Genomic DNA, 26446 nt, shown 5'->3' with positions numbered 1-26446 from the left:
GAGTTTCACATGGCAATTCCCGTTTACCTCTGGCTCAAAGATGACGGCGGCGCTGACATCAAAGGCTCGGTCAACGTGCAGTCCCGGGAAGGCAGCGTCGAAGTGGTCGCCCAGGACCACAGCGTCTACATCCCCACCGACAACAACACCGGCAAATTGACCGGCGCCCGGGTGCACACGCCGTTCCTGTTCACCAAGGAAATCGATGCCAGCAGCCCGTACCTGTACAAGGCCGTCGGCACCGGCCAGACCCTGAAAAGCGCCGAGTTCAAGTGGTACCGCATCGACGACGCGGGCCAGGAAGTCGAGTACTTCAACACCCTGCTGGAGAACGTCAAGGTCGTGCGCGTCGCGCCGAAAATGCACGACGTCAAGGACCCGGCCAAGGAGAAGCACAACCACCTGGAGATGGTCGAGCTGCGCTACGAGAAGGTCACCTGGACCTACAAGGACGGCAACATCATCCACTCCGACTCGTGGAACGAACGCCAGACCGCCTGACGCTGCAGAGCCGGCAGACAGCGCTTGCACGCCTGTCTGCCGGCTGCGGTGTGTTGGGTGGAGCGTCCGTTCGCGGTCGCTGCGCCAAGCACATCTACACGGCACGTTTCCCGAGAAAAAACAGCGAGGCGTCGATCGCTCAACGGTCTCGTCGCCGCTTATTACTCCTTCCGTTCAAGGACGATGACCCATGGCACAGAGCTCCTCCCGTTTGCTTCGCCGCCTCAATCCTTTCTGCGCCCAGGCCCTCAGTGCGGCGGCAACGCTGTGCCAGAGCCGCGGCCACGGCCACATCACCATCGAGCACTGGCTGCTGAAACTGCTGGGGCAGGGCGACGGCGATCTGGTGCTGATCGGGCGGCGTTATGAGTGGGACATCGAGGCGCTGTGGAGCGGCTTGCTCGACCACCTCGACCGCCTGCCGCGCAGTGTCCAGGCCAAGCCGCAGCTGTGTGACAACTTGCAGCGGCTGATCAAGAACGCCTGGGTGCGTGCTTCGATGGAAGAGGACAACGAGCAACTGCGCTCGGCCCACGTGCTGGGCGCGCTGATCGAGTCTCCCGACCTCCTCGCATGCGTAGAGGCCTGGCCGTTGCTCAGCCTGAGCGAGGTGCAGTTGCGCCATTTGCTGCCGTTTCTTGACGAGCATTCCGATGAGCGCCCACAGCCTGGGCAGGGTCTGGACGTTGAGCCGGAGATGGCTTCGGTAAAGATCTCGCCTGCGGATTCATCGGCGGAAAACCCTTCGCTGGCCAGGTTTACCCAGGACATCACCGAGAAAGCGCGCAAGGGCGAGATCGACCCTGTGCTGGGCCGTGACGACGAGATTCGTCAGGTCATCGACATTCTCAGCCGCCGGCGCAAGAACAACCCGATTCTGGTGGGCGAGCCCGGTGTCGGCAAAACCGCGCTGGTGGAAGGGCTGGCCCTGCGCATCGTCGAGGGCAACGTGCCCGCCAGCCTCAAACCGGTCAGCGTGCGCACGCTGGATCTGGGCCTGTTGCAAGCCGGCGCCGGGGTCAAGGGCGAATTCGAACAGCGCCTCAAAGACGTCATCGAGGCCGTGCAGCAGGCCGAGCATCCGGTGCTGCTGTTCATCGACGAAGCCCACACGCTGATCGGCGCGGGCAATCAGGCGGGGGGCGCCGACGGTGCCAATCTGCTCAAACCCGCCCTGGCCCGTGGCGAACTGCGCACCATCGCCGCAACCACCTGGAGCGAATACAAACAGTATTTCGAACGTGACCCGGCACTGGAGCGACGCTTCCAGATGGTCAAGGTCGACGAACCGGACGATGCCGCGGCGATGGTCATGCTGCGCGGTTTGAAGGCCCGCTACGCCAGCCACCACGGCGTACACATCGAAGACGCGGCGATACAGGCGGCAGTGGTGCTGTCGCGCCGCTATCTACCCGGTCGGCAGTTGCCGGACAAAGCCGTCGACCTGCTCGACACCGCCAGCGCCCGGGTGCGCATGAGCCTGGATTGCGAGCCCCAGGCGCTGATCGCGAGCAAGGCCCGGCAGTCCGCGCTGGTGCAGGAACGCCAGGCGCTACAAGACGATCAGCGCGTCAACGGACGCAACGCCGATGAGCGTCTGACGGCCATCGCCGCGCAACTGTTATCCCTGGGCGGTGAGCTGGCGCGACTCCAGGACCAGCACGCCCACGAACTCGATCTCGCGCAGACGTTGCTCGCTGCTCGTCATGCCGAAGTCTTTGACCCCGAGACCTGCGCGGATTTGCAGGCCCAGCTAAAGACGGTTCAGGGCGATGCACCGCTGCTGTCGCTGGATGTCGACGATCGCAGCGTCGCCCAAGTCATTGCCGACTGGACCGGCGTGCCCCTGAGTAGCTTGCTGAAAGATGAACAGGCCAGCCTGCTCACGCTGGAACAGTCCCTGGCCGCGCGGGTGATCGGACAGGACCGCGCGTTGACGGCAATGGCCCAGCGTCTGCGCGCCGCGAAAACCGGCCTGACCGAAGAAGACTCTCCGCTGGGCGTGTTCCTGCTGGTCGGCAGCAGCGGCATCGGCAAGACCGAAACCGCCCTGGCCCTGGCCGACACCCTGTTTGGCGGCGAGAAATCGCTGATCACTTTGAACCTGTCCGAGTACCAGGAAGCCCACACCGTCAGCCAGTTGAAAGGCGCACCGCCGGGTTACGTCGGCTACGGGCAGGGCGGCGTGCTCACCGAAGCGGTGCGCCAGCGCCCCTACAGCGTCGTCCTGCTGGACGAAGTGGAAAAGGCCCACCGCGATGTCCTCAACCTGTTTTATCAGGTCTTCGATCGGGGCTTCATGCGGGACGGCGAAGGGCGCGAAATCGACTTCCGCAACACCGTCATCGTCATGACGTCCAACCTGGGCAGCGACCTGTTGCAGGACTACCTGCTGGAGAACCCCGACGCGCTCGACGGGGAGGTCCACGAGCAACTGCGGCCGGTCCTGCGCGAGCACTTCCAGCCCGCGTTGCTGGCTCGTTTCCAGACGTTGATTTACCGACGGCTGCAGGCGCCGGCGCTCAAGCGCATCGTCGCAATCAAGCTGGGCAAAGTGGCAGAGCGGTTACGCCGGCATTACGGGCTGGACTGCCGGATCGACGAGCGCCTGCATGATGCGCTGGTGGAGGCGTGCCTGCTGCCCGACAGCGGCGCGCGGAACATCGACAGCTTGCTCAATCAGCAGATTTTGCCGGTGCTGAGTCAACAGCTTTTACAGCGCCAGGCGGCGCGATTGGCGACGCGGGGCGTGGTGCTGGGGCACTGCGAGGAGGACGGCATCACCCTTGAGTTTGTCGAGTCCCAGGCTTCGGTGGAGGGCGAATGATGAACGATGCCATCGGGGTGTTTTTCGACCATAGCCGTCACAAACTCGTCGTTCATAACCTGCCTGTGACACTCGACGTTTTAGCCTTTGAAGGTGAAGAACAGCTGAGCCAGCCGTTTCTTTATCGCGTGGAATTTACCTCGGTTGAGCGAGACATCGGCGCCGAGCGGATGCTGGGCCAAGATGCGCAGTTCAGTCTGCATGCGGCGGCCCACATGTTGCCTGTGGCGATTCCTGGGTTGCGGGTGCCTCGGGTTGAAGCGCTGCGTACGTTGCATGGGGTGGTTACCGGGTTCAAGCGGCTGTCCGGCTCGGCTGATGAAGCGCGCTATGAAGTGACGCTGGAACCGCGCCTGGCGTTGCTGGCCCGTGGGCGGCAGTTCCGGATCTATCAGCATCAGTCGGTGCCGCAGATTGTGGAGAGCATTCTGCGTACGCGCCATGACTTCCAGGGGCAGGACTTTCTGTTCACGCTGGTGCGGGAGTACCCGGCGCGCGAGCAGGTGATGCAGTACGGCGAGAGCGATCTGGCGTTTATTTCCCGGCTGCTGGCCGAGGTGGGGATCTGGTACCGCTTTAGCAACAATGAGCGATTGGGTATTGAGGTCGTCGAGTTTCACGATGATCAGCGGCATTATGTTCGGCCGCGGGTGAGCTTGCCGTTTCGGCCGCAGTCCGGGTTGGGCAGCAGTGACGCGGACGGGGTTTGGGGGCTGCAGGTCAGTCATGAGGTGGTGGAGCAGAGCGTTCACTTTCGTGCCTACCACCATCGTGACGCCGGTGCGTGGCTGGATGGGGATGTGGATCAGACTCGCGGTGATACCACGACTTATGGGGAGGCTTATCACTATGCCGAGCCGTACAAAGCGCTGGGTGACAAGCTCGATCAGGATGAAGATTTAGAGGGTGAAAGCGGGTTTTTCTTTGCCCGGTTGCGGCATGAACGGTATCTCAATAACCAGACTCGGCTGACCGGGATTAGCAGCAGTGCGTCTTTGGGACTGGCCCAGGTGCTGGCGATTTCCGATGGGGCGCCGCAGGCGTTTGAACCGGGTGCGGTGATCACTCGACTGCAGCTGCGGGCCGCACGGGATCGCAGCTTTGAGTTGAGCTTTGAAGCGATACCCTATTCCGAGAGCGTGTGTTTTCGGCCGCCGTTGCTGGCAAAACCGCAAATTGCCGGGACCGTCCCGGCGCGGGTCACCAGCTCGCTGGCCAACGATCCCTACAGCCACATCGACCGCGAAGGCCGCTACAAGGTCAGCTTTCTGTTTGACCGAGACAGCTGGGAAATCGGTCAGGAAAGCCTGTGGCTCAGATTGGCCCGTCCGTATGCCGGGGATACCCACGGCCTGCACCTGCCACTGATCTGCGGCACCGAAGTAGCCATCGCGTTTGAGCAAGGCGATCCGGATCGACCCTACATCGCCCATGCCCTGCACGACAGTCGCCATCCCGACCCTGTGACGCTGCTGCGCAGCGATTACAAACGCAATGTCCTGCGCACCCCGGCCAATAACAAGCTGCGCATGGAAGATGATCGCGGCCAGGAACACATCAAACTCAGCACCGAGCACAGCGGCAAGAGCCAGCTAAACCTTGGGCATCTGGTCGACAACGAGAAGGATAAGCGCGGCGAAGGATTTGAACTGCGCACCGATGGCTGGGGCGCGATTCGAGCAGGTCGCGGGCTGTTTATCAGCGCGGATGAACAGACCAGAGCCCACGGTCAGCAGCTCGACATGGACGCTGCAATCGAGCAGCTTGAAAGCGCGTTGTCGTTGGCCCGGTCCATGGCTCAAGCCGCGCGGAGTGCCCAGGCCATTGCCGCCGATACCAGCGGCCACGAACAACTCACCGCGGCCCTGACCAACCTGACCGAGCCCGGGCTTCTGCTGCATGCACCGGCCGGCATTGGCGTGGTCAGCCCCGAGGCTGTTTTGCTGTCCTCCGGCCGTGACAGCGTCGCCATCGCGTCGTCGCGCTCGACCAACATCAGCGCGGGACATGACATCACCGGCACCGCCGAGGGTGCGGTCAGCCTGTGCGCTGTGACCAAAGGCCTCGACCTAAAAGCCGTGGACGGGGATATGCAGCTCCACGCCTACGGCGGCGCGATGCACGCGCTGGCGAATGACCAGATAAAAATTGAAAGCCTGGCCGGCCGTGTCGAGATCAGTGCGCCCGAAGAAATCGTCTTCAGCTGCGGCGGCGCATTCATCCGCATTAAAGATGGCGATATCGAGCTGGGCGCGCCAGGGAACATCCATCACCGGGCCGCGTACGTGCTCAAGGGCGGTGCCACCACGCTGATCACCCCGGCGACACCGATACCGCCGGGCTATGCCGCGGGCTACACCCTCAGCGAACCCGATAAGGGTTACGCGCCCTACGCCCGTTACCTGATCACCACCCAGGAAGGCGAGCGGTTCCCCGGCGTGACCGATAAGGACGGCAAGACCATTCCGGTTCACACGCTATTGCCCGGGAAGGTAGTGATCGAGTTCCCCAATGACAAGCACGATGAGCAGTGACCACCGCTCAGGGGCCCCGTCGCCCAAATGGTTTGCGATCTGCATCGCAACGGCTACCGACACCGCGCCTGCCGCCAAGCAATCGGCCGCGACAATTTATCACCGCATCAAATCTTCAATCAGGAAGGACCCGGCATGAAAGACAGACAGCACCAGACGGACATTTTTTGCACCTACAAGCCTGTGGCCATCGGCCCCCAGAAAACCCATTGGGTTGAATTTCAACTGGTGGACGAGCGCGGCGAGCCGCTGGCTAATCTGCCGTGGCGGGCGACCAACCAGGCAGTGCGGGATGGCTGCGTTGCTGAGTACTCGGGGAGCACCGATGCCCAGGGTGTCATTCGGCTTGAGGATCTTTATCCGCTCGACGTAACACTGCTAATGCCGGCGGCGCCGTTGGCTGACGTTCTGCAACAGCGGCGGTTGCGCGCGGTGCGTCCGGAGCCCGAGCGGCCGGGTGCAAGTGACAGCAAACCTCTGTACGGAAAGCAGCGGCCCGGGTTTTCGCCGGTGGAACAACAGGCACTTGAGCAGGGGCATGCCTATCACTACCTGCGAATAGGGCAACTGTGTGATGAGCTGCCGGCGTTCAACCCGCCGTGGCCAGAGCTGGATCCGCCACCGGCTTATCATTTCCCGGACGCTGAGTTTTCAGGGTTTACCGCACCTTACGAAGCGCTGAACTGCCGGCATGTCTTGGAAGTTTGCCCACTGCGGGCTTGGTCGTTGGTGCTCCATGACAAGAATGAGTACAGCCTGGCGAACGCCTATAACCTGGGGCTGATGAGTATTTTGGCTTATAGCAATGAGGACAGAGCACAACATGGTTCTCAGGTGGGATTCTTCGCGCAGCAGTGTGTGGATCTTTCTCGCACGCCGCGGGTTTGGGATGGGGGAAAAAACTGGCCATGTCTGGTGACTGACGTACCGTTCGACGATCGTTACGAACCTTGCCAGCCGTTGAACACCGCTAGAGCCGAAATTCCTCAAGGGGATACCCAGCTTTTCTACGTTGCGAACGCTACTCAAATGTTGGTTGCTTGGAGGGGAACCGATTTTGATCGAATAAGTGCTCCGGACCTCGTTACCGACCTGACATTCCGCCCAGTCGATCCCAAGTTAAGCAGCAGTTGTGCCCCGTCTGTTCCATGCCCAGACCTGTCGGGTGAGGGGCGCGTACACCTAGGTTTCCGTAACGCCTATGTCGCCGCCCACACTCTATTTACCGCCGACCTGACATCCAAAATCCTGGACAAACTCCCAGGTAAAAAACTTTTTATTTGCGGCCACAGCCTTGGAGGTGCTTTGGGATTAATTCACGCCGCAGCTCTAAAGGATAGCGATCCGATGTTGTACACCTACGGCATGCCTCGCACTTTCACGCTGAGCGCGTTAAAGGGGTTGAGCGAAATTTGTCATTTTCGTCACGTCAATGACACTGACACCATTCCCAGCGTGCCACCTCAGGCTGACCTTGATAACCACCTCTACAAGTTGTATGGCCCGTTAGGCACGACATTGGGTTTCGCATGGTCGATGGGCCAAGTCCTCGCGACTAATGTGATCAAGTTCGGCGATCCATACGGCCATCACGGCGAACTTGCCATGTTCTACCGAGTAGAGCAGCACACGCAGAGCCGGGGCTCTTCTTACCCTGCATACCGCAGCAAAGATGGCCTCGGCGCGCCTTACTACAACACAGTCAAAACCCGACTCCCGGAGCGGCCCAGCCTTTACTTGGTGCCCAGTTTATGCGGCGCAGAAAATGATCAGGCCGAACAGTCGCAGCGCGCTCTAATGCGTTGCCTAACTCCCGAGGAAAAAGCGCGCTTCTTCCTACCTCATGAAAACATGAAGCCCGGGGGGCTGCTGGGTATCGGTAACCACATGATGGGTGAGTACATGACACATATAACTGATCGCCTATTAGCAGCTATCAAACTTGATCGTGTGCCACAGCTTGCCGCTCAGAAAAAGATTAAGCGTTTCAAGGAACAGATGAGCAAATACTGCAACTCCTCACCGAAAGATGAATATGACCGGAATAAATTTTTTCTGGCGATGCATCAGGGAGTTGATGCGGCATTGAAGGCGACGCAGCAGTTGGACGGCGGTGCCGAAGCGCTCAAACGGCTAGATACCATCGCGTTAACGCGGGGATAAACAAATGAGTGGAGTAACTGGTCAGCTTAGAAGTTTGTTGCTGTGCTTTACGCTGTCTATCTCAGTGAGCGGCTGCGCAACGGATCGCACTATGTCACCAGCGCAGGAGGGTGAAAAGGTCTCCTTTAGTATTAAATTGCCCGAAGGCTTGGAGGCGAAGCCTATGCGCGTAATGTATCGGTCTGCCATATGTCGGCACGTAACCCATGATGCACACGGGCGCCGTGAAACTTTGGATGGTTATAACGGATTCGATCTAATGTTAAGGCGAATTCAGAATGATCTGTATGGGGCTGAACTATATGTCGACGGCGGTGGCCCTTGCAGATGGCGTCTGAGCAACGTGGATCTCGGCGTTCAATATAGCGTACCTACTCCATTTGGAGTTGATGCGACACCTGGGTGGGGCGGTGGATTGATAGTGGTATTTGATTCCAACAACCCTCAGCGTCAAATCTCCAGGCCAATTATCGTGAAAGACGCAGTGTTGAATGTTATAGAAGATTACTATCCACTGGTGAGCGAGCGTTTTATCAATGGTTACGCCAAGCAGGTTAGTCTCGTCGGCGTCGATGGAGGCGATTTGACGTATACCGCGCCGGATGCCCGGATAGTCTATTTTGAGCCAGTGCTGCACGGGGATTACGTAGTGAGGTCCATTGCCCCTAAGAAAAATGTAAAAGGCGACTTTCCTAAGTTTTATTATCCGGATGGAACCGTTCAGTCCCATTGGCGATCGGAGGCTGACTTTAAAAAAATGCAGGAAATTCGTCGAAAGACGGAAGCAAAACAAATGAAGTTGCCTGCTGCCCCACCGTCTGTAGTGAGAAATATTCCATGAATTATGTTAAGTCATTTTTAAAGACTTCGATTTCATGCTTTGTATTGCTCACCTTCCTCTGCGGCTGCGCAAAAGACTTCAGCATCTCCCCTCAGCCTGATGGCGAAAAAGTCACGATTACTATCAAGCCGCCTGATGAGCTAGAGCCAGAGGTCATGCGCGTGATGTATCGGTCAGCTAAATGCCCGCGGATTGCTCACGATGGAGACGGCCGTCCCGAAACAATTGAAGGGTACAACGCCTTCGAAGTCTCGCTACATCGCAATGGGGCCGACAATCTCTACCGGACTGATCTTTTTGTAGATGGAGGTGGCGCATGCGAATGGCGTTTGAGCAATGTTGTATTTGGTGTGACGTACCGTGTGCCCAACTCATTTGGGGAAAACGTGCTCACTGGGGCGGGAGGGGAAATAGTTGTTGTGTTCGATCACAATGATCCGCAACTTCGATTGCCGGGCGCTAGAACAGTCCTCGGACGCGATCTAAAAATTTTAAGAGATTACTACCCTTGGGTAAACGAGAGATTTACCGACGGGTGCGTAAAGCGCGCGAGTCTCTGTGCTGAGAATGGTGGGGATATTACATACATTGCTCGCGAGGCACGGAATATAGATTTCGAGCCTGTGCTACACCCAGACTATGTAGTGACTTCGATAGCATCCAGGAAACATGCTTTTGGTGAGTACATAAAGTTTCACTACCCAGACGGGACCGTAGAATCCGATGGAAGATCGGTGCCAAACTTTAGGAAAATGCAAAAAATACGCATGACGGCAGATGCACAAGAATCAAGTCAATCGCTGCCCCACCTCCTGCGCTGAGAAATACTCCATGAATCACGCTAAATCATTTTTGAAGACTTCGGTTTTGTGCTTCGTATTGCTCACCCTCCTCAGCGGCTGCGCGAAAGACTACAGTATGAATCCGCCGCCAGATGGTGAGAAAGTCGAAATCGTTATAAAGATGCCCGAAGAACTGGAGCCACAACCTCTACGAGTCATGTATCGGTCGTCTGTATGCCGAAAAGTTGTGCATGACGGTGATGGTAGGCGTGAATCCCTGGAAGGATATAACGGTTACGGTTCGGAACTAACGAGGCGTGGGGCCACAGAGTTTTATGAGACGAAGTTGTTCATCGATGGAGGTGGTCGCTGCAAGTGGCGTCTTAGTAATGTCATATTTGGCATCAAATACCGTATTCCAAGTGGTTTTGGGGAAGGTGTAACGTCCGGCATTGGTGGCACGGTTATAATAAAATTCGATGAAAAAAATGCGCCAGTAAGTGTTGGCGGAGTTAGGGTGGTCGTTGGGCCGGACCTGAAGATAGTGAAGGACTACTATCCATGGGTCAGCGAAAACTTCATCGATGGTTATGCCAAGAGCGCGAATCTGTCTAGCGAAGGTGGAGGTTATCTTACTTACGAAGCTCGCGAGGCACGGAACATATATTTTGAGCCGGTACTACATTCAGATGTGGTAGTGACATCCGTGTCTCCAAAGAAGCACGTGATCGGAGACTTCATAAAATTTCACTACCCCGATGGTACGGTAGAGCCTGATTGGCGAGCTAGGCCTAACTTTGAAAAAATGCAAAAAATTCGTTTGGCGGCGGAGGCAAAAAAATGAAGTCGCTCGGTGTGCTGCACCCGTTTTTAAGGAGCCTTATATGAGTAACGCGACGCTATACGCAAAAACTACACTCTTATGCCTTGCGCTGCTCGCTCTCTTAAGCGGTTGCGTAAAAGACTACGACGTTCTAACGCCACCGCCCGACAGCGAAAAGGTAAAAATTGTTATAAAAGTGCCTGCAGAGCTTGAGCCCAAAACTTTGGTTGCCAAGTACGAATCGGCCAGATGCCGAATGTTCGTCGACTTGCCCACTGTGAGCCGTATGCAGTTTCCAGGATCAAACTTTAAAAATTTGAAGTTCACGAGGCGGGGAGAAACAGATCTGTACGAGGCGGAGGTATTCGTTGATGGCGGCGGTGAATGTGAATGGCAACTAGATAGCATCGAGTTTGGGGTCGTGTATCGTATTCCTAATCGTTTTGCAAAAAAAGTAACGGCTTATTATGGTGGGACAGTTATAGTTAAGTTTGACGGGCAGCACGCACCCTTTAATACGGTTGATCAGTTTATCGAAGGGCCGGACCTGACAATCGTAAAGGATTACTATCCATGGGTAAGGGAAGCCTATGAACTCGGTTACTACGATAAGAGCGTAAATCTGGCCAGAGAGTATGAAAGTTATCGTACCTACAGGGCTCGGGACGCAAGAAACATCTATTATGAACCGGTGCTGCATTCAGATCTTGTCGTGACGTCGACTTCCCCGAAGAAACGCGTCGCTGACGAAATCGTAACTACAACATTTCGCTACCCCGACGGAACGGAAGAATCCAATCGGGAACTTGAGCCAGACTTTAAGAAAATGCAGGAAATTCGCTTGAAGACGGAGGCGAAACAATGACGTTACTCAGTGGCGGGGAATGCCTCCAGGGCGATAAAACCACTCGGAAAGCATTAAGCATCTGGGCTTTACTCATGGGCATTACGTTATTGGCATCGCTCAGTGGTTGCGCACTTGACTATGAACTCCATCCCGACACGGAGGGGCATAAAGTCACGATGAAAATTAAAGTATCGGAAGGGTTAGTCCCGCCGCCCATGGCCGTGGGTTATCTGTCGACGATCTGCGAAAACGTTTATGAGGGGCCTGATGTATTCGGCAGTATCAGGGAGCAGCGTGTAGCGTTCAAACGGCGCGGGGCGGGCGATTTCTATGACGCCGATTTCGCTGTTGACGGTGGCGGGATGTGTAGGTGGCGCGTGGCTTACGTGAAGTTTGGGGTACGTCCTCAATGGCCTGAGCGCATTGGCGAAGGTGCGGTAGTGGGAACGGGAGGTGATGTCCTGGTCGTGTTTCAGCATAACAATCCGGATTTTCCGTCTGAAGGGGTTAAAAATGTGGTGGGCACCCATCTTGATATAAAAAATAATTACTACCCATGGTTAAAAGATGTCCTAAAGAAGGATTACGTCAAGAGGCTTAACCTGGTGGGTGAAGCGGTGCCTTACCAGACTTACCTGGCTCCCCAAGTGCGAAACATAAACGCTGAGGCAGTGCTTCACGCCAAGTATGTCGTGACATCAAAACAGCCAGAGTTCAAAGGCATCGGAATTCACCCTGCCTTTATTTATCCAGACGGGACTTCGGGCCCAGATGACAGCGATACGCCAGATTTTCCCACGCTTGAGGCCATTCGTTTAAAGGCTGAAGCCAGACGATGAGGACAAGTAATAACTTAACGTGTCACTCCTGATCTTTATATCGGTCATCAAGTCGGTGAGTACAGGCCCGCACCGTTAAAACCCGGCACGTATGACACGCACGCGCAACCCATGAGCTCGCCCAGGGATGCGCTCGCGCGGAATAAATACACGGCTTCATCAATTCGTTAACAAAGGATCTTTCAATGTCACAAGGATTCGTATTGTTGGGTGACAAGACCACCCACGGAGGAGCGGTAATTTCCGCATCGTCTACTCATATCACCCAGGGCAAAGCAGTCGCTCTGGTGGGGGATAGGGTCATGTGTCCCATACCCGGACATGGCGTTAATCCCATTATTGAGGGTTGTGCCGACTGTTTAGAGGATGGCCGTGCGCTGGTGGTCGATGGTTGCCACTCGATGTGCGGTTGCCAGGTCATTTCCAGCGCACCTGACTGGGCGGTGGATTGAAGATGGCGTGGCAACGTGAATACGTGCAAGCAGGGCTCGCACCCAAACCGCCTTCACCGGTTCGCTGGCTGCTGATCGTGGTTTTAGCGGGGGCAGCGGCTGTGCTGATGTTCCTGCTCTACGTCGTGGTGCCTGAATTGCAGGCGTTAAACGTATGGGCGCTCACCGCCTCGCCGTTGGTGGTGGCGATTCTCGCGCTGGCGGCGCGGGTGCACGCTTACGGTGGCGCTCTGGATGAGTACAGGCTGCTGCAGGAGCGGTCCCGGCTGGCACAGGTCGTCTGGGCGGAATGGGGTCAGCGTTACATGGCAGTCATGGGTGGGCTTGTTCTTTTGCCCGAGCATTTGTCTGCGGTGGCGATCATGGAACTGCCCCATACGCCTGTCCCACACTCAGGCAAAGCCCGCCGCATCGTTGGCCTGCCGAAGGGCCAAAAGGGCCGGGCCATGGCAGGTCTTGCCCAATTGATGGGTTCGCTGTCGACAATACTGGCGCCGCTGCCACCGAGTAAAAGTCTCAGGGTCACTGTCCTGACCGATGCGCCACAGGATGAGCATCCAGCATTGGCCGACGCCTGCCAGCAGCACCTGTCCGATCTCACCCCGTCATCCACCCTCACCGGCGTCCACGTAACAACCCAGTTTTCCTTCGCCTGGATGGAAGAAACACTTAAAACCCCACGCGACGCCGTCGACCTCATCCTCGTCGTCCAGGCCCACGGTAAAGAGGCTTACTCCGACGGACTCGCCGCGATCCTGCTGTGCGCCGACGCGGTCGCCAAAGCCCACAAGCTGCCCATCGCCGCGCGCCTGTTGCGCCCGATGCCCCTCGACGTCGATTCCCTGGAAACCGACTTCACCACTTTCCTCCAGATTCAGGCCAAAGCTCGCGATGCAACAGGCGTTTTGGCCGACGGCGCCGACTGGCACCCGGAAACCACCCTATTACTGGCGTCAGCCGCGCGAGAGGGTGCAGCGCTGTCGGTGGACCACCGCTGGATTCTGGAAGCCTTAAATGGCGTGCCGGGCCCCTGCGGTCCTTGGCTGCTGGCAGCCCTCGGCATCGAGATGACCAGGCTCGCGAAGCAACCCTTGTTGTTACTGAGCAGCGAAGACAAAGGCCGCTGGATCAACACCGTCACACCGGGAGACATCGCATGAAATCCATGATCGGCAATGGCTGGCGTCGCGCGGGTGGCGCGGTATGGCTTGTCGCCTTCGCAGCGGCGCTGGGCTGGCTTGTTTACACCTATGGCGCAACGGTCGGACTGACGGAGAGACATCAGCAAATCACGGTGTTCCTGTTGCTGATGGTGATCGCGCTGTTGGTGCAGACCCTTCCTCGTGCGCTGGCGCTGATGAAGGCCCGCCGCAGCGTCGAGCGGCAGAAGGGCGACGGCGTATTCCCACCGGAGGAGTCGTCATCCAACCCGGAAACCAAGAAACTCCCGGGCGTCGCGGAACTCCAGGAGCACCTCGACCACCAGTACAGCGCCTTCCAGCGCACCCGCACCCGCTTCATTCTGGTCGTCGGCGAGCCCGAACAGATCGAAGCCATCGCCCCAGGTCTTGCCGATGCCCAGTGGCTCGAAGGCCAGAACACCGTGCTGCTCTGGGGCGGCAGCCCGCAATCCCAGCTCTGCAAAACCGCCACCCGCTGGCACGCGGTAACCCAGCGGCGCTGTCTGGACGGCGTGGTCTGGGCCCTTGATAAGCAGCAAAGCGCCAACGCCGCGACCATGGGCAGTGGCGTCGCCGGTTTGCAGCAACTGGCGCGAACCCTGGGCTGGCAGTTGCCGCTGCACCTGTGGGAGGTCTGCGCGAGCCAATGGCCGCAGCACACCCGTCCGCGTGAGCCGGTTGGATCGTTGCTGGCCGCGCGCGTCACCGGGTCGCAGCTGGAAACGTCTCTTGCCCGTCTGGATGAGCCGCTGCGCAAACACGGCCTGGACCAGATGGAAGAAAGCGCGGACCACGACTTTCTCTTGCGCTTGTCCCAACAGCTGAAAGTGGAGGGCATCGCCCGCTGGCGTCAGGCGCTGACGCCGTTGCTGGGCAAGTTTGCGCGTGGAGTGCCATTGCGCGGGCTTTGGTTCAGCTTGCCGGCGCAACCCACCCACACCGCTGACCATTTGTGGCTGCCCGATCCAGCGTGGGGGGGCGTACTCCAAAACCAGTCACGCCAAACCCGCCGGCTAGGATGGCCCGTCACGCGCATCAGCTACGCACTGGCCTTGGGCACCGCGCTGATCTGGGCAGCAGGCCTGCTGCTGTCGTTCTCCACCCACCGCGCCCAGATCATCGACATTCAGTCGTCCCTCGCGGCCGTGCAGCCTTCGGGCAACGGCGATGAGCCGTTGCTCGCCCTCAACGCGCTGATCCTCGAAATGGGCAGGCTGAAGGACCGAGCCCGTCGTGGCGGGCCGTGGTACCAGCGCTTCGGGCTGAGCCAGAACGATGCACTGCTCGCGGCGATGTGGCCGCGCTATGTGGAGGCCAACAACCGGCTGATGCGCGACCCGGCGGCGGAGAATCTGAAGCGCCAACTGGCATCGCTGGTGGCGTCGCCCGCCGACAGTTCGCGGCGGGCGAAAGGCGCCCACAACGCTTACGTACAGCTCAAGGCCTACCTGATGATGGCCCGGCCGGAGAAAGTGGATGCGGCGTTTCTGGTGACCGCACTGGGCCATGCCGAGCCAACCCGAATGGGCGTGGCGCCGGGGTTGTGGAAAGGGCTGTCGCCCACGCTGTGGCAGTTTTACGCCGAACAGTTGGCGGCCAATCCGCAGTGGCGCATCGAGCCAGATAACGCACTGGTGGCCCAGGCGCGGCAGGTGTTGCTAGTGCAACTGGGCCAGCGCAATGGCGAAGCCAGCCTTTATCGGCAGGTGCTGGAGGCCGCCGCGACCCAGGCTCCCGATCTCGGATTTGAGCAGATGGTCGATGACAAGGAGGCGTGGCCGCTGTTTTTCACCGAGGCCAGTGTGCCGGGCGTGTTCACCCGGCAGGCGTGGGACGGGCAGGTGCGTCAGGCGATCGATGACATCGTCGAAGCCCGCCGCGAGCAGATCGACTGGGTGCTCAGCGATCGGGAAAGCAGCGCCGTTGCCGACACCTCGCCCGAGCAGCTCAGAGCGCGCCTGACCGAGCGCTATTTCCATGATTACTCCGGTGCCTGGCTTGAGTTTCTCAACAGTGTGCAGTGGCGACGGGCCGACAGCCTGGCCGACGTCATCGACCAACTGACGCTGATGAGCGACGTCCGTCAGTCACCGTTGATTGCCTTCATGAACACCCTGGCCTGGCAGGGGCAGGCCGGCAATCGCAGTCAGGGGCTCAAGGACTCGCTGGTGCAGTCGGCGCAGAAGCTGATGGGCAGCGACCGCTCGACCCGGGTGTCTGCCATCAGCCAGCAGCTCGACACGCCGGCCGGGCCGCTGGATCCGACCTTCGGCCCGCTGCTGGGGTTGTTGGGCAAGGACCCGGAAGGCAAGGGCGGCGATGACGACCTCAGCCTGCAAGCGTTCCTGACCCGCGTGACCCGGGTGCGCCTGAAGTTGCAGCAGGTCAGTCACGCCGCCGATCCCCAGGGGATGACCCAGGCCATGGCGCAGACGGTGTTCCAGGGCAAGAACATCGACCTCACCGACACCCGCGCCTACGGCGAGCTGCTCGCGGCCAGTCTCGGCGAGGAGTGGGACGGCGTGGCCCACGCGCTGTTTGTCCAGCCGCTGGATCAGGCCTGGCGCAAGGTGCTTGAGCCATCAACGGTGGCCCTCAACCGGCAATGGCAGCAAGGCGTTGTGGATGAATGGGACCAGGCGTTCCTCGGTCGCTACCCCTTTGCCGCCACCGGCAGCGACGCCTCGTTGCCGATGCTGGGCAAAATGATTCGGGCGGATTCGGGGCGTATCGAGCAGTTCCTCCAGCGGGAACTGACCGGGGTGTTGCGCAAGGACGGCGGTCGCTGGGGGGTGGACCCGGCCCACGGCCAGGGCCTGCTGATCAACCCGAAATTTCTCGCGGCCGTCAATCAGCTCAGCCACCTGGCCGACGTGCTCTACACCGACGGCGGCATGGGCATCAGCTTCGAGCTTGCAGGGCAAGGCGGTGCGCGACGTGGTGCAGACCACCTTCGTGCTCAACGGCGCGCGGCATCAGTACTTCAATCAGAAAGAGAGTTGGCAGCGATTTGCCTGGCCCGGCAGCAGCGATTACCCCGGCGCCAGCCTGACCTGGACCAGCGTGCGCAGCGGCGAGCGTTTGTATGGCGACTTTCAGGGCGCCTGGGGGCTGATCCGTTTGCTGGACACCGCCACCGTCAACGCACTGGACGACAGTGACAGCCGCTACCGCATCACGGTGCCGGCGCCGGATGGCCTGGACCTGACCTGGCACATGCGCACCGAGCTGGGCGCGGGGCCGATGAGCCTGCTGGCGTTGCGCAATTTCAAACTGCCGCGACAGATCTTCCTCAACGGGATCGCCAGCGCACCCACGTCATCGCGCGCCGAGGTGATCGAATGAGCCTGCAAACGTTGATCGCCACGACGCTGGGTGAGCGTGACGCGGTGGGCCTCGCCAAGGCCCAGGCTGAGCACTGGACAGCGTGGCTGGCACCGATCAGTGCCGAGTCCGCCGTGGGTCAGGACCCGGGCTATGACGATGATTTCCAGAGCATGCGCGAGGAGGTCAACAAACTTTCCGGAGCGGACGCCGATCGGGTCGTCTCGCTGGCGGAGAAGCTGCTCAAAGTCACGTGCAAGGACCTGCGCGTGCTCACCTATTACCTGTGGGCGCGCCTGCAGCGGGACGGCGAGTCCGGGCTGGCGGAAAGCCTGAACCTGCTGGCCGCAATTATCGAACGCTACAGCGCCGACGTGCTGCCGGCGCGTCCCAACAGTCGCAAGGTGGCGCTGGAGTGGCTGGCGAGCGCCAAGGTGCTGGACAGCCTGACGCTGTACCCGGAAGTTGCGAAAGCCGAGGCCGAACGCACAGTCGCCGCGCTCGCGTGGCTGGACCAGGTGCTGCAAGGCTGGCCTGCGCAACAACGCCCGGAACTGGGCGCGCTGTACGCGGCGCTGTCGGCACGGCTGGCCCAGGCCGGCGGACTCGACGCCGTGGTGCCGCAGTTCAGCGCCAGCCATGACGCTGCGAATCCTCAGGCCACCCAACACGCCGCCCCCCATGGCGTCGGCCCCGCGCCAAATACCATCCGCTCTGGCCGTGATCTGCTGGACAACGGCCGCACGCTGGCCAGCTATCTGCGCGAACAACCCCAGGGCTGGCTGGCGGCCCATCGGCTGATGAAAAGCCTGCGCTGGGACACCGTGCACCAGTCGCCGCCCCACGACGCGAGTGGCCGAACACGATTGGCACCGCCCCGGGGCGAATACCGCGCGCAGCTCAAACGGCTGTACCTGCAACAGAGCTGGAACGAGTTGCTCGATCAGGTGGAGCGCATGTTCGCCGAGGGCGTAAACCATTTCTGGCTCGACCTGCAGTGGTTTCTGTATCAGGCGCTGAGCCGGCAACCTGCGCCATTCGAGGGCTGGGCACGCATCGTCAAGGAGGACCTGGGCCTGCTCCTCGAACGCCTGCCGGGCCTCGAAACGTTGTGCTGGGACGACGGCTCGGCCTTTGCCGATGAGACCACCCGCGAGTGGATCGAACAGCACGTCAGCACCCAGGGCGCTGCTGCCTGGTTGCCCGCGCCGGCCGCGTCCAACCCAGACGACGCCGACATTCTGGCCCTCGAAAGCGAGGCGCTGGCCCAGGCCGACCGCGACGGCGTCGAGGTGGCGCTGGCCTGGCTCGACACGCGCCCCGACATTCACAGCGGCCGGCAGCGCTGGCTGCTGCGCCTGCTGATGGCGCGGGTCGCCGAGCAGTACGGCAAAAGCGAGCTGGCATTGCACCTGCTCGGCGAACTGGACGCCACGGCCCAGCGCCATGTCCTGGCCCAGTGGGAGCCGGCGCGGGTGTTCGAAGTCAAGGCGCGGCTGCTCGAGTTGTTGCGCCTCAAAGCCCAGCGCAGCGACGCCGACAAAAACGCGCTGAGTAAACGCATGGAGCCGCTGCTGGCGGCTCTGGTGGCCATGGACCCGGTCCGCGCGGCAGTGCTGTGCGGCTGACACTTTCAACCAGGAGGTTCCTTTGAACACGGACAATCTGACCCTGCGCTATTTCGATGCCGAAATGCGCTACCTGCGCGAGGCCGGCAAGGAGTTCGCCCAGGCGTTTCCCGACCGCGCCGCCTCGTTGAATCTGGACAAGCCCGGCGCCCACGATCCCTACGTCGAACGGCTGTTCGAAGGCTTCGCGTTTCTGATGGGGCGCCTGCGGGAGAAGCTCGACGACGACTTGCCGGAGCTGACCGAAGGCCTGGTCAGCCTGCTGTGGCCCCATTACCTGCGCACGATCCCCTCGCTGTCGATCGTCGAGTTGCAGCCCGACGTGCACCAGATGAAGCAGAGCGAGGAGGTCGCGACGGGCTTTGAAATTCAGTCGCAACCCATCGGCCCTCAGCGCACGCGCTGCAGTTACACCACCACCCAAGCGGTGACCCTGCGTCCGCTGGCGCTGGATTCGGTGCGCCTGGCCCAGGAGCCGGACGGCCGCTCGCTGATCCGCCTGCGTTTTTCCTGCGGTGCCCTGAGCAACTGGAGCCAACTGGACTTGCGCCGCATCCCGCTGTACCTCAACGCCACGCCGGCGGTGGCCAACGCGCTGCACCACGCGCTGACCCTGGGCACCCAGGCCCTCTACGTGCGTCAGCCCGGGGACGCCCAACGTCAACCGCTGCAGGGGCGCTTTGCGCCCAAGGGCTTCAGCGATGACGACCGGCTCTGGCCCAAGGGCGACAGCGCCTTCAGCGGCTATCAGTTGCTGCTGGAGTACTTCAGTTTTCGCGAGAAATTCATGTTCGTCACCTTGCACGGGCTCGAGAACATGAGCATCGCGCCGGACGCGCCGTGGTTCGAGCTCGAGGTCGTGCTGAATCAGGCGTGGCCCCACGGGCTTGCCCTGAGCGCGGAACAGATTCGCCTGCACGCCGTGCCGGTGATCAACCTGTTTGCGCTGGAAGCTGACCCGCTGTCCCTGGACCCTTTGCAGACCGACTATCTATTGCGGCCGATGCGTCTGCAGGACGGCCACACCGAGATCTATTCGGTCGACCGGGTGACAGCGTCCCGGGGTTCCGGGCGGGAGGCCTACGTGCCGTTTTCCAGCTTCCGGCACAAGGGCGGCATGCTCCGCGACGAGGCGCCCGAGCGCTATTTCCACACCCGCCTCAAGCGCGCAGCGAACGGGCTGCATGACACGTGGCTGATACTGGGAGGAGAGGGCGCCGACGTCGATCGGCTCGCCGAGCGCGCGTGTCTGTCCCTGCGGCTCACTGGCACCAACGGCCAGTTGCCGCGAAAAGCGCTGCAAAGCACGATCCTCGACACGCCGTTGCACGCCACCCAGGCAGGCCTGCGGGTGCGCAATCTGTGTGCGCCGACCCTGCCGTGCTACCCGCCGAGTCGCGACCGTTTTCACTGGCGAGTATTGAGCCACCTGGGCTCGAACTTCCTGCCGATGCTCGACAGCGCCGAAGTGCTGCGCGGCACCCTGGCGCTTTACGACTGGACCGGCAGCGAGCTCAATCGCCGGCGTCTGGAGGCCATCGTTGACGTCCGTCACCACCTCATTCAGCGCTTCGAAAAAGGCTTCCTCCTGCGCGGGGTGGACATCGAAGTCACCCTCGACGCCAACGGTTTTGCCGGCGAGGGCGACATCTGCCTGTTCGGCGAAATGCTCAACCGGTTCTTCGCGCTGTACGCCGACATCCACCTGTTCACCCAGATCACCCTGATCCTGCAACCGACCGGGAGGAGCCTGCGATGGAGCGAAAACCACAGCCAGCGGATTCCCGGTTAAGACTCGTCGAATGGCTCGATGCCGTGCAGGGGCGGGTGGCAGAGGCGAGCGTCTACCGTTTCTGCCAGTTGCTGGAAAGCGCTGCGCCCGGCCAGCCGTCGTTGGGCAGCACGGAAAACCCGAAGGATGATCTGGTGCGTTTCCGGCCTGACCCCGGCATGGGCTTTCCGGCCAGTGAGCTCAAAGCCGTGGAGTGGTCGTCTGAGGATCAGCCACTGCCCGCGACCGTGCGCACCCGCTTGCTCGGCCTCTATGGCGTGGATTCACCGCTGCCGACGCGCTACCTCGACGACATCGCGCAAAAGCGGGAAGGCCACGAGGCGCTGGAGGGGTTTCTCGACATCTTCAACCATCGGGTCTTCACCCAGTTTTACCGGATCTGGCGCAAGTACTCGTACCCGGCCTCATTTGCGCCCGCGGGTGCCGACCCGACCTCGCAATGCCTGTTCGGGCTGATCGGGCTGGGCATCCCCGGCACGGCAAAACGTATCGCCACGCCGCTGTCGCGCTTTCTGGCGCTGCTCGGGGTGATGCGTTTGCCGACCCGCAACGCCGAAGGCATTTCGGCGCTGGTGCATTTACTGGCGTCTCACACCCGGGTGTCGATCGCGCCGCACTGGCCGCGAAACATCGCCCTCGCCACGCCGGCCAGCCTGTCCTCCGCACGGCCGGTGAACCTGTCCCAGGGCACGCCGCTGGGCAGCGTCGGTCGCGACGTCAACAGCGAACTGTTGCTGACACTGTTCACCGCCGACCACGACGAGGCGCGGGAATGGCTGCCCGGCGGCGGCTTGCACAGCGACCTGCGGGTGCTGCTGCAGGTGTATCTGGGCTGGCGCTGTACGGCGCGGTTGCGCTTGTCGCTGCCGATTGAGTGCCTGCCGGTGTCAGCGCTGAGCGGACGCGGCGTGCTGCTGGGCATGACTGCAGGGCTCGAGTTGAAGGGCCGCGCTGCCGGGGAAAACGACACGATCACTATCCATTTGGGCCGTTATCAGGGGCTCCACCTCAACCCTCAGGAAAGAGAAACCACCCATGTCGCCTATGATTTTTAGAGCGTTGAACCTCTGCGCCTTCGGGCTCCTCGTCAGCGGCTGCGGGGTCACGCAGAGCGTGTCGGACTCCACCGCGTCCATGACCCGGGCGATCTTCTACAAACAGGTCAGAACACTGCGTCTGGACTTCGACGGCCGCCAGGCCCTGAACACCGACGGCACGGACATGCGCGCCTTGTCGGTGCCGGTGATGGTGCGGGTGTACCAGCTGCGCGACGGCAAATCGGCAAGCAAAGCCACCTACGACGACCTGCTGCGGGACGCCGACCGCCTGCTCGGCGCTGACCTGCTGGATCAGCGCTCACTGGTGATCAAGCCGGGGGAGGGTGCGCAGCTGGATGTGCCGCTGGACGAAAACGCCGGGGTGGTCGCCGTCGTCGGGTTGTTCCGCGAGCCCGATTCACAGGCCAACGACTGGCGCATGCTGCTCAACCGCGACGACCTCGACCCGGACCGGCCACGGGTTATCGAACTGGGGGAAAGCCGGCTGACGCTGCGCCCCCTGGCCGAGGGTTGAGCCATGACCGAGCTCAACCCGTCGCTCTACGAAACCCTGCTGCAGAATTTCACCGGTGAACTCGATCTGGCCCGGGTGGCGGAGGACGACCAGTACGTGCTCTCGGTGCTGGACAACCTGCAGCGCATTCTCAACAGCCGCGCGGGCACCCTCGCGCACCTGCCCGATTACGGCCTGCCGGACATGGGCACCGTGCTCGAAGGCTTGCCGTCTGCCGCCCATGGACTGATGCGGACCATCGCCGACACCCTGCTCAAATACGAGCCGCGCCTGCTGTCGCTGCACATTGAGCTGTTGCCGCAGACCGAACCTGGCCATCTGGTCTACGCCCTCGACGCGACGCTGGAGGGCGAGCGCACCGCGACGTTCGGCACGACGTTGAGCCCGGAAGGAAGGGCGGTGGTGCGTCATCTCAAGCGCCATGATGTGCGGGCCCTCCCGTGAGGCTGACAGCGCGCGCGATGACCCAGGGCTTCGCCATGGAGATCAAGGCCGGCGGCGATCCGCGGGAATTGCCGGACTACCGGAGGTTGTGCATTGAAATGGCCCGAATGGGTCATCCGGCCTGCCCTGATGTGGACTGGCAATCCATCGAACAGTGCTGCCTGGCCTTGTTTGCCAGCCATGGCGCGGACCTGCAAACGGCGGCGGCTTATGCCCTGGCGCGCAGTCACCTGGCCGGAGTGGACGGGATGTTCGAAGGCGTGGCGGTGCTGGAGAGCCTTCTGCGGGCAGACGCCAAACCCTGGCCCCGAGGGGTATCGGCGCGGGCGGAAATCCTCGGCGGAGTGTTCGGCTCGTGGCAAGCGGTGCTGCGGGAACTGGAGATCAACCCTTGCGATCGGGCAGGCCTTAACCTGCTGAACACGCGGCTTGGGTCGCTGCGCCAGACGCTGGTTCAGCAACATCCGCAATCCCTCATCGCGCTGGATCGGTTGCACGAGCAGATCGGACAGCGGGTGTCACGTCTGGAGCGCGATGCCCAAGCCCTTGGCGTTGTCGGGCAGCAAACAGCGCGAGCTTCAACGCTGCCCACCTCAGCGGACTCCCCAGTGCAGCGCGCAGTGCCCGGCTCCACGCAGCGCAACCGGCCAGGCACGCGGAGGAAGGCCACGCCCCCCAATCCGCCCCTCCAGCAGCTTCGAGCGCTCCGTATCGGATGGCTCGCTGCCGCGCTGTTCGGCTGTCTCATCGTTCTGGCCGCAGGCTATTGAGGTGCGTTGACCTCACACTTTCCGCGGGGTCGGTCGCGCACGGAATGTACCGCCCGGCTGAACCTTGGCATTTACCCGTCGGCCATATTTACAGCCGGGCACTGACTCCATTAGTGTGCGCGCATCATCTGCCTCAACACCGCGGCTGCCGCATGTTCAGGCACGTCCGCTCAGACCGGACACTTTCGCCCTTGGTTGAAATCACCCCTGCGTTGCGCGACCCTTGCGTCCCGGCCCCCGTTGCCAGCGTCCTTCAGCAATTGCGAACGGCGACCGCTGTCCAGCACACGGCACTCGAAGCCCGATTGCCACTGACCCACCCACAGCTTGATCTCGACACCTACAAACGGATCATCGCTGCCTATTACGGTTTTCATCTGCCCCTGCAACAGTCGATTGAGCGTTTTCTGGCGCCCCAGGCCGTTGATCCTGCGCGGCAGAAAATCCCGGCGCTGATCAAGGATCTGCACGCCCTTGGCCTGAACGACCTGCAGATTGAGGCTCTGCCGCTGTGCACCGAGCTGCCCGCCATCGACAGCGTCGCGCAGTTACTCGGCGTGATGTACGTCATGGAAGGGGCGACCCTGGGGGGGCAGGTGTTGCGCCGCATCATCGCCGACAGACTGGGCGTGGACGCCGACAGCGGCGGCGAGTTTCTGGACGTCTACGGCCGCAACACCGGTCATCTGTGGAAAGCTTTCCTGAAACAACTGGCCGAGTTCGACACCCCGCTGTACAACACCGAGGTGGTGCAATCGGCCCGCCTCACCTTTGAATCCTTTCAAACCTGGCTGGAGCGAGCGGGAGTGCTGAACAATGCTTAACAACATGCAGACCATGGACGACCTGCTGGACACCTGCGCCAACGAACCGATTCGCATCCCGGGCGCCATTCAGCCCCACGGCGCTCTGCTGACGCTGCTCGAAACCGATTGGTCCGTGCAACAGGCCAGTGCCAATGCCTGGCAGATGCTGGGCATCCCCGGCGACGTGCAGGCCGGCGACTCGCTGGCACGCTGGCTGGGCGAGGCGCAGGCCGACGCCTTGCGCGACGCCGTTCGGGACGCGGATCTGCACAGCCTCGATCCGTTGCCGATGCAGTTTGCCGGGCAGGCATTCGATGGCCTGTTGCATCGCCATGACGGCCTGCTGTTTCTGGAGGTGGAGCCCGTCGCCACCCAGGCATCGATGCAGCACTTGGGCCCGCGCCTCACGCGCACCTTGCGTCGCCTGCAATCGGCCAAATCGCTGGACGATCTGTACGCCATCAGCGTCGCGGAAATCCGCGCACTGACCGGCTACGACCGGGTGATGATCTATCGCTTTGAAGAGGAGGGCCACGGGCAGGTCATTGCCGAGTCGGCAACGGCCGAACTGGACGCCTACCTGGGGCTGTTTTTCCCCGCCACTGACATTCCGCAACAGGCCCGCGAGCTGTATCGCCTGAACTGGCTGCGCATCATCCCCGACGCCGCGTATGTGCCGGCGCCTATGGTCCCGGCCCTGCGCCCGGATACCGGCGAACCGCTGGACATGAGCCACGCGGTGCTGCGCAGCGTTTCGCCGATCCATTGTCAGTACATGCATAACATGGGCGTGCGCTCATCGATGAGCATCTCCCTGCTCAAGGATGAACGCCTCTGGGGCCTGATCAGTTGCGGCAATCGCGAGCCGCTGCAGGTTCCCCACACCCTGCGCTCAGCCTGCCAGACCATCGGACAAGTGCTGTCGATGCAGATCAGCCTGCTGGAAGATCAGCACACTCAGCGCCAGCGACTGGCCAAACATCACATGCTGGACCGGCTGTCCAGGGCGATGAACGAGTCCGCGGCCGACGTCTACAACGGGCTGCTTGAACATTCCCAGGCGCTGCTGACACTGGTCGACGCCAATGGTGTGGCGGTGATCATCGACGGTCAGGTGCACTTGATCGGCCAGTGCCCGAGCACCGAGCAAGTGAGCGCGTTACAGCAATGGCTGCAGAAACGGCCCGGAGCGGTGTTCGAGACGTCCAGCCTCGGCGCCGTGTTCCCCGACGCGCAAGGCTATCCAGACGTGGCCAGCGGACTGCTGGCGTTCAGCTTGCCCAAGCCGGTGGCCAACGCGGTGCTGTGGTTTCGCGCAGAGGTCAGGGGCAGCGTGGAGTGGAGCGGTAACCCAAAGGAGGCCAAACGGGTCGTCAATGACCGCCTGCAGCCACGGGAATCCTTTGCCCTGTGGGAACAGCAGGTCGAGGGCAAGGCCAGGGCCTGGAGCGCCGGCGAGGTCTACGCGGTGTCCGACCTGCGTCGCTCGGCGCTGGAGGCGGACCTGTCACGGCAGGTGCTGCGCGAAAAAGAGGCCGTGCGTGCCCGCGATGAGCTGGTGGCCGTGGTGTCCCACGACCTGCGCAGCCCGCTGACCGTCATCGTCATGCAGTGCGCCATGATGCAGCGGGTGATCAACGCCGACGCCACGGCGTCTACCAAACGGCTCAACTCGGCCATCGACATCCTGCAGCGCGCGTCCACGCGAATGACCAACCTGCTGGAGGATTTGCTCGATACCTCAAAGATCGAAGCCGGCCGCTACTTCATCGACGCCGAGCGGCTGGAAGTCAGTCAGTTGTTCGAAGACGCCTGGTCACTGCTCACGCCACTGGCGCTGAACAAATTCATCGACCTGACGTTCGACGCTGATCCCGACCTGACGATTTTCGCTGACCCGGAGCGCATGTTTCAGGTGCTCTCCAACCTGGTGGGCAATGCCATCAAATTCACGCCCAAGTCCGGCAGTGTGAAGGTGACGGCGTCAGCCGCGGGCGACAATGTGGTGTTCGCCGTGGCGGACAGCGGAGATGGCATTCGTGGCGATCAGTTGCCCCACGTGTTCGAGCGCTATTGGCGCAGGCGTGAAGGCAATCCGAGCGGCACGGGCCTGGGGCTCTACATCTCCCAGGGCATCGTCAGGGCCCACGGCGGCGAACTGACCGCCGCCAGTGAAGAGGGCGTCGGCAGCGAATTCCGCTTCACGGTGCCGCGCGCGTCCATGGCGTCCTGACCCGGACGCGAGCGCCCCAGTGGCCGGGGGTTATTCCTGACTGGAATCCCCCGCATGAAAAACATGAATTTTATTTATGCCTGTCAG

General features: G+C 61.2%; 19 protein-coding genes and 1 pseudogene. All 20 read left to right on the top strand.

Features of this window, described 5'->3' with window-relative positions; genetic code table 11:
• Positions 1 to 9: 9 nt before the first annotated feature.
• The 20 genes and pseudogenes from M1E04_RS13435 to M1E04_RS13340 all read left to right on the top strand — a co-directional run bounded on the left by M1E04_RS13435 (position 10) and on the right by M1E04_RS13340 (position 26359).
• Positions 10 to 501, top strand: coding sequence for an Hcp family type VI secretion system effector (locus M1E04_RS13435; RefSeq protein WP_065991578.1), 492 nt, complete (start codon positions 10 to 12; stop codon positions 499 to 501).
• A gap of 190 nt (positions 502 to 691) precedes the next feature.
• Positions 692 to 3328: a type VI secretion system ATPase TssH gene (tssH, locus tag M1E04_RS13430; protein WP_456291486.1), complete on the top strand. Its 2637-nt coding sequence runs from the start codon at positions 692 to 694 to the stop codon at positions 3326 to 3328.
• The gene (locus M1E04_RS13425; protein ID WP_456291485.1) at positions 3328 to 5862 is read left to right on the top strand and encodes a type VI secretion system Vgr family protein; all 2535 of its coding nucleotides are present in this window, start codon (positions 3328 to 3330) and stop codon (positions 5860 to 5862) included. The genes tssH and M1E04_RS13425 overlap by 1 nt, the downstream gene beginning before the upstream one ends.
• 135 nt (positions 5863 to 5997) lie before the next feature.
• A complete protein-coding gene (locus M1E04_RS13420; RefSeq protein WP_456291484.1) occupies positions 5998 to 8025 on the top strand; it encodes a lipase family protein in 2028 nt (675 codons plus the stop codon).
• Positions 8026 to 8029: 4 nt separating this feature from the next.
• The gene (locus M1E04_RS13415; RefSeq protein WP_456291483.1) at positions 8030 to 8866 is read left to right on the top strand and encodes a hypothetical protein; all 837 of its coding nucleotides are present in this window, start codon (positions 8030 to 8032) and stop codon (positions 8864 to 8866) included.
• Positions 8863 to 9687, top strand: coding sequence for a hypothetical protein (locus M1E04_RS13410; protein ID WP_456291482.1), 825 nt, complete (start codon positions 8863 to 8865; stop codon positions 9685 to 9687). The genes M1E04_RS13415 and M1E04_RS13410 overlap by 4 nt, the downstream gene beginning before the upstream one ends.
• A 10-nt stretch (positions 9688 to 9697) precedes the next feature.
• The gene (locus M1E04_RS13405; RefSeq protein WP_456291481.1) at positions 9698 to 10492 is read left to right on the top strand and encodes a hypothetical protein; all 795 of its coding nucleotides are present in this window, start codon (positions 9698 to 9700) and stop codon (positions 10490 to 10492) included.
• A gap of 40 nt (positions 10493 to 10532) precedes the next feature.
• Positions 10533 to 11336, top strand: coding sequence for a hypothetical protein (locus M1E04_RS13400; RefSeq protein ID WP_456291480.1), 804 nt, complete (start codon positions 10533 to 10535; stop codon positions 11334 to 11336).
• Positions 11333 to 12157, top strand: a complete 825-nt coding sequence (locus M1E04_RS13395) for a hypothetical protein (protein ID WP_369318047.1) — start codon at positions 11333 to 11335, stop codon at positions 12155 to 12157. Before M1E04_RS13400 ends, M1E04_RS13395 begins: the two co-directional genes overlap by 4 nt.
• A gap of 185 nt (positions 12158 to 12342) precedes the next feature.
• Complete coding sequence (locus M1E04_RS13390) at positions 12343 to 12609, top strand: PAAR domain-containing protein (RefSeq protein WP_456291479.1); 267 nt, start codon at positions 12343 to 12345, stop codon at positions 12607 to 12609.
• 2 nt (positions 12610 to 12611) lie between these two features.
• Positions 12612 to 13769, top strand: coding sequence for a hypothetical protein (locus M1E04_RS13385; RefSeq protein WP_456291478.1), 1158 nt, complete (start codon positions 12612 to 12614; stop codon positions 13767 to 13769).
• A gap of 197 nt (positions 13770 to 13966) precedes the next feature.
• Positions 13967 to 17135 (top strand): annotated as a pseudogene (locus M1E04_RS13380) (ImcF-related family protein).
• A complete protein-coding gene (gene tssA / locus M1E04_RS13375) occupies positions 17132 to 18742 on the top strand; it encodes a type VI secretion system protein TssA (protein ID WP_456291477.1) in 1611 nt (536 codons plus the stop codon). The pseudogene M1E04_RS13380 and the gene tssA overlap by 4 nt, the downstream one beginning before the upstream one ends.
• Positions 18743 to 18764: 22 nt before the next feature.
• Positions 18765 to 20534 carry a type VI secretion system baseplate subunit TssF gene (gene tssF / locus M1E04_RS13370; protein WP_456291476.1) on the top strand — a complete coding sequence of 590 codons (1770 nt, stop codon included), beginning with the start codon at positions 18765 to 18767 and terminating at the stop codon, positions 20532 to 20534.
• Positions 20498 to 21589, top strand: coding sequence for a type VI secretion system baseplate subunit TssG (gene tssG / locus M1E04_RS13365; protein WP_369318041.1), 1092 nt, complete (start codon positions 20498 to 20500; stop codon positions 21587 to 21589). The genes tssF and tssG overlap by 37 nt, the downstream gene beginning before the upstream one ends.
• Complete coding sequence (gene tssJ / locus M1E04_RS13360; RefSeq protein ID WP_456291475.1) at positions 21570 to 22106, top strand: type VI secretion system lipoprotein TssJ; 537 nt, start codon at positions 21570 to 21572, stop codon at positions 22104 to 22106. The genes tssG and tssJ overlap by 20 nt, the downstream gene beginning before the upstream one ends.
• A gap of 3 nt (positions 22107 to 22109) precedes the next feature.
• Positions 22110 to 22550, top strand: coding sequence for a type VI secretion system baseplate subunit TssE (tssE, locus tag M1E04_RS13355; RefSeq protein WP_456291474.1), 441 nt, complete (start codon positions 22110 to 22112; stop codon positions 22548 to 22550).
• Positions 22547 to 23320: a type VI secretion system ImpA family N-terminal domain-containing protein gene (locus M1E04_RS13350; RefSeq protein ID WP_456291473.1), complete on the top strand. Its 774-nt coding sequence runs from the start codon at positions 22547 to 22549 to the stop codon at positions 23318 to 23320. The genes tssE and M1E04_RS13350 overlap by 4 nt, the downstream gene beginning before the upstream one ends.
• A 191-nt stretch (positions 23321 to 23511) precedes the next feature.
• Positions 23512 to 24144 carry a biliverdin-producing heme oxygenase gene (locus M1E04_RS13345; RefSeq protein ID WP_369318037.1) on the top strand — a complete coding sequence of 211 codons (633 nt, stop codon included), beginning with the start codon at positions 23512 to 23514 and terminating at the stop codon, positions 24142 to 24144.
• Positions 24137 to 26359 (top strand): ATP-binding protein, encoded by a 2223-nt coding sequence (locus M1E04_RS13340; protein WP_456291472.1) that lies wholly within the window; start codon positions 24137 to 24139, stop codon positions 26357 to 26359. The genes M1E04_RS13345 and M1E04_RS13340 overlap by 8 nt, the downstream gene beginning before the upstream one ends.
• Positions 26360 to 26446: the final 87 nt, after the last annotated feature.

Source organism: Pseudomonas sp. AK106 (assembly GCF_053903055.1).
Note: the sequence above shows the minus strand (reverse complement) of the source record. Positions and strands in the feature narration are given on the sequence as shown.

Excerpts from the sequence above, each read along its gene's own strand:
- M1E04_RS13385 (WP_456291478.1), top strand. The coding sequence starts at position 12,612 with ATGGCGTGGCAACGTGAATACGTGCAAGCAGGGCTCGCACCCAAACCG.
- M1E04_RS13415 (WP_456291483.1), top strand. The coding sequence starts at position 8,030 with ATGAGTGGAGTAACTGGTCAGCTTAGAAGTTTGTTGCTGTGCTTTACG.
- tssJ (WP_456291475.1), top strand. The coding sequence starts at position 21,570 with ATGTCGCCTATGATTTTTAGAGCGTTGAACCTCTGCGCCTTCGGGCTC.
- M1E04_RS13395 (WP_369318047.1), top strand. The coding sequence starts at position 11,333 with ATGACGTTACTCAGTGGCGGGGAATGCCTCCAGGGCGATAAAACCACT.
- M1E04_RS13425 (WP_456291485.1), top strand. The coding sequence starts at position 3,328 with ATGAACGATGCCATCGGGGTGTTTTTCGACCATAGCCGTCACAAACTC.
- M1E04_RS13405 (WP_456291481.1), top strand. The coding sequence starts at position 9,698 with ATGAATCACGCTAAATCATTTTTGAAGACTTCGGTTTTGTGCTTCGTA.
- M1E04_RS13420 (WP_456291484.1), top strand. The coding sequence starts at position 5,998 with ATGAAAGACAGACAGCACCAGACGGACATTTTTTGCACCTACAAGCCT.
- M1E04_RS13340 (WP_456291472.1), top strand. The coding sequence starts at position 24,137 with ATGCTTAACAACATGCAGACCATGGACGACCTGCTGGACACCTGCGCC.
- M1E04_RS13400 (WP_456291480.1), top strand. The coding sequence starts at position 10,533 with ATGAGTAACGCGACGCTATACGCAAAAACTACACTCTTATGCCTTGCG.
- tssE (WP_456291474.1), top strand. The coding sequence starts at position 22,110 with ATGACCGAGCTCAACCCGTCGCTCTACGAAACCCTGCTGCAGAATTTC.
- M1E04_RS13410 (WP_456291482.1), top strand. The coding sequence starts at position 8,863 with ATGAATTATGTTAAGTCATTTTTAAAGACTTCGATTTCATGCTTTGTA.
- tssG (WP_369318041.1), top strand. The coding sequence starts at position 20,498 with ATGGAGCGAAAACCACAGCCAGCGGATTCCCGGTTAAGACTCGTCGAA.
- tssA (WP_456291477.1), top strand. The coding sequence starts at position 17,132 with ATGAGCCTGCAAACGTTGATCGCCACGACGCTGGGTGAGCGTGACGCG.
- M1E04_RS13390 (WP_456291479.1), top strand. The coding sequence starts at position 12,343 with ATGTCACAAGGATTCGTATTGTTGGGTGACAAGACCACCCACGGAGGA.
- tssH (WP_456291486.1), top strand. The coding sequence starts at position 692 with ATGGCACAGAGCTCCTCCCGTTTGCTTCGCCGCCTCAATCCTTTCTGC.
- M1E04_RS13435 (WP_065991578.1), top strand. The coding sequence starts at position 10 with ATGGCAATTCCCGTTTACCTCTGGCTCAAAGATGACGGCGGCGCTGAC.